This window comes from Candidatus Symbiopectobacterium sp. NZEC135 (assembly GCF_025962695.1).
The window spans coordinates 1-878 of record NZ_JAGFPF010000865.1 but is presented as its reverse complement, the minus strand read 5'-3'; the positions used below and the strand labels follow the sequence as shown (position 1 = coordinate 878).

1 protein-coding gene is annotated in these 878 nt (G+C 38.7%); it reads left to right on the top strand.

Annotation, left to right across the window (positions count from 1 at the left end; genetic code table 11):
• Positions 1–391: 391 nt before the first annotated feature.
• On the top strand, positions 392–742 hold the full coding sequence (locus J5224_RS31045; protein ID WP_264628857.1) for a hypothetical protein: 351 nt from the start codon (positions 392–394) through the stop codon (positions 740–742).
• Positions 743–878: the final 136 nt, after the last annotated feature.

Sequence of the window (878 nt, the reverse complement as noted above, 5' to 3'; positions counted from 1 at the left end):
CACGAGTTTTTTATTAACGGCGAATACCGGAATACCATTCGCATGTGCATTTTCCAGCACCAGTATATGGAACGGTACAAGGCGAACGCGACAGCAGAAAAACCGTCACCAGAAGCAGATATCACGCGTTGATATTTAATCGCATTCAAAATACTTAAACAGTCGGTTATATTTAAATTGAATATAATCGACTATTAACAAACACATATAATCAGTTAACTCTCATAGAACATACATTGTAAGGGAAATACAGCCATGCGTTTCCTTATGAACAACATAACAAAACCACTTCATATCTCTTAAGAAAATACCACAGATAAAAAAAAGCGTTTCCTGGCTCTTAACTGACCGCAATACAAATTACTCTATGAGCTCAACTAAGGAGATAGTTATGTTATCAGCGACAGCAGTTAAAACATCTTCCCCTACAGTCGTCATTGATTTCAACTCTGAAAGTCATTTAAGTAACCATTCACCCTACAACATACTGAAGAGAATATTAAATATCAAACACTCATCCCTGAACTCCGTATCTCTATCTCAAGGCAAGAATAAGGATGAGCAAAAAATAAATATCAGCGTCACAAACATGATTAACTCAAATCTATTTTCAGTATCAAAAACAAAAACGATCAGCCTCAGCGCGCCTAGTATTCAAAGTATTCTATTAACACCTTCAAAAGGTGATAATAATAAAACGAGATTGGAGGTGAGTCTGATCGGTAAGGGACCTTCCGACTGAGTCGATGTACTTTGGGTTGACGTCATCCCCGCGAGAATAAACTGCACTTCTCTTAAGGATGGCGTCATCATTCACTGTAAACGTGTCAGCGCAACGGACACCACTATTCCGTCTCAATGACCCAACTCGCTACCCG

Bases quoted from the DNA above. Each gene is read 5' to 3' on its own strand.
- J5224_RS31045 (WP_264628857.1), top strand. From the start codon at position 392: ATGTTATCAGCGACAGCAGTTAAAACATCTTCCCCTACAGTCGTCATT.